Genomic DNA, 2,199 nt, shown 5'->3' with positions numbered 1-2,199 from the left:
GCGTGGCATTGGGAGACGTATCAACGGCCGATCTCTGCTGAGAGGCTACGGAAGCGACTGCACGTCGGGGCGGCCAGGTCCCGGATGCTGGTGGCTGCGGTGCGTTCGACGAGGACCGATCATCTGGCGGTCGAGACATCATCTGGCGGGGTCGGCCGTTCGATCGCTCAGGCTTACCGCCAGGTAGATGGTGCAGGCGAGGAAGGCCTGGCGGATGAGTGATCCTTCCACACGGTGCTGTGCGAGGAGATCTTTCTTGATGCCCCACGTGGTGACGCGACCACCTTCGAAGGCATTGAGCGGAGATGGACTTCGCGTCGCTCGGCGCCATGGCAGGGTAGGGACTCACGGGATTTCACTCGCGTCGGCGCTGCGTTGCGCGAGGGCCGCGCGGTCGGCAGTGCCGTGTTACAGCAACGAAGTACACCACCCCGCCTGACAGTGCCCTTGTAGGGCCGTGCCGCAACCTGTATGACCTCCAACGACCGATTTTTGTAGAGCTACGGAACTGAGCGCATGACAGAGCGAACTGTCTACCTTGACTCTGATCCACGCGACTGGCGCTCCCGGAAGATCCGTGTCCGGTTCCACCGCTGGTACGCCACGGTCGCCCTCGACCGCGATGGGTACGTCGACGCCGCGACTTCACTGGGCCACGACCCCGAGTTGCCCACGGCCTACGGAGAAGCCGTAGACAGGGTGCGCGACGCGTCTATCGACCGCATCTGGTACGACGGTTATCCGGGCGACTTCTCTTGGGGGAGCGGCCCCCGCTGGGTGACCCTGTTCGTGCAGTTCCCGCATGTCGAGGCCACGGTCGAGGCGCTGCGCGTAGCCGAGCTCGACCACGACTACAGCAGGTTTCATGCGCTGGCCGACCGATTGACGCTCCCTATTGATGAGTGGCTCGCTCCCGGCGAGCGGGAGCTGATCCGTGGCGTTGACTTCAACGCGCCGCCTGGCGCGTTCCTGAGGTTCCTTCGGGGCAAGGCCAAAACATGTGGAGTGCGCATCAACGGGCGGGCGACCGCTGGAAGTGTCTGGGTTCGCCCGACGCTGTCGGCCGTCGAGAAGCAGATGCGGGAGGAGTTCCCCGAGCGGTACCCCGGGTGGGTGGACCGCTGGACCGGTTACGCCGAGTCGGAGGAAGCGCCTGTCCGGCCCTGGGTGGGTGGCAGAGACAAGGACCTCAGCTACGGCGCGACACCCGTTCAGTTCCGCGCTGTGGAGAAGCCGAACAGCGGGGAGTGCCCCTGCGGCATGAGCCTGCGAGAGCCCTGGGACGGCGGTAAGGAGCACACCACCCATCACGCGGCGTGGGCGTTAGGCATCCGAGCACCCCAAAACCTGATGTGGTTGCGCGACCTGGCCGTCGTGAGGTCGCAGTCGCCCATCGCGTGGCGGAGGCTGGCCTATCAGGTGGGGCGGATGCCACAGAAGGAGAACCACTACGACTTCAACTCGTGGTCTCACCTTGGTGAGCCCGAGGTGACCCCGGACAACGTGCGAGCGTATCTGTTGAAGGTGAACGGGTACGTCATCGGTTACCTGGCGGCCCACGACACCAGCGAGCACCGCCGCTGGGATCTGATCGACGGGTCGCAGTACGGCGACGAGGATGACACGCTGCGCCCGCGTATCAACCTGATCTGGGTGGCGGACACCTATCGCCGCCAGCGCGTCGGCGCCACGCTCGTGCAGGTACTCGCCGACGACTTCGGGTGCCAGGTCGCCGATGTATCCTGGTCGGCCCCGATCAGTGACGCTGGCCGACGTCTCGCACGCCGGGTCTCACCCGAGGGCATCTGGGTCAGCTGATCCTGTGCCGTTCGGAAACTCGTCGCTGCTGGTCAGGCGGCGTATCTGTACTCGTTGATCACGCCGCCGAGTATTCGGGTGTGCAGGAGCCGGTGAGTAGTCGGATCGCTCATGGGCTTCGGGTGCTCGTGGGCGAGGGGAGGGAGCTGTGCCCGGGCTTGGTGTGGGCGATGACGGTTGTAGTGCTGGGCATAGGAGTCGAGGATCTGTCGGGCATGGGTTTCGTTCCATATGAGCAGGTGGTCGAGGACCTCGCGCCGCAGGGTTCCGATGACCCGTTCGCATGGCGCGTTCATCCGGGGCGTTCGAGGCGCTGTCGGCACGACCTCGATGTCATCGGCCGCGAAGACTGCGTCGAAGGACTCGGTGTACTTCGCGTCC

General features: G+C 65.2%; 2 protein-coding genes and 1 pseudogene. 2 read left to right on the top strand and 1 reads right to left on the bottom strand.

What is annotated here, in order from left to right; translation table 11 throughout:
* Together ACFV2X_RS55540 and ACFV2X_RS55535 are read left to right on the top strand one after the other, a co-directional pair.
* A pseudogene (locus ACFV2X_RS55540) lies at nt 1-222 on the top strand (hypothetical protein); the annotation flags it as partial.
* 294 nt (nt 223-516) lie between these two features.
* Nucleotides 517-1,818, top strand: coding sequence for a hypothetical protein (locus ACFV2X_RS55535; protein ID WP_385631955.1), 1,302 nt, complete (start codon nt 517-519; stop codon nt 1,816-1,818).
* 32 nt (nt 1,819-1,850) lie between these two features.
* Here ACFV2X_RS55535 and ACFV2X_RS55530 read toward each other — a convergent pair.
* Nucleotides 1,851-2,199 (bottom strand): integrase core domain-containing protein (locus tag ACFV2X_RS55530; RefSeq protein WP_385631954.1); only part of this gene is annotated, 349 nt, incomplete at its 5' end.

The sequence above is a fragment of the Streptomyces sp. NPDC059679 genome (assembly GCF_042734105.1).
In the GTDB taxonomy this organism is placed as follows: Bacteria; Actinomycetota; Actinomycetes; order Streptomycetales; family Streptomycetaceae; genus Streptomyces.
The sequence above is the reverse complement of the archived record's forward strand: the minus strand, read 5'-3'. Positions and strand labels throughout refer to the sequence as shown.

Coding starts and splice junctions, on each gene's coding strand:
- ACFV2X_RS55535 (WP_385631955.1), top strand. CDS start 517: ATGACAGAGCGAACTGTCTACCTTGACTCTGATCCACGCGACTGGCGC.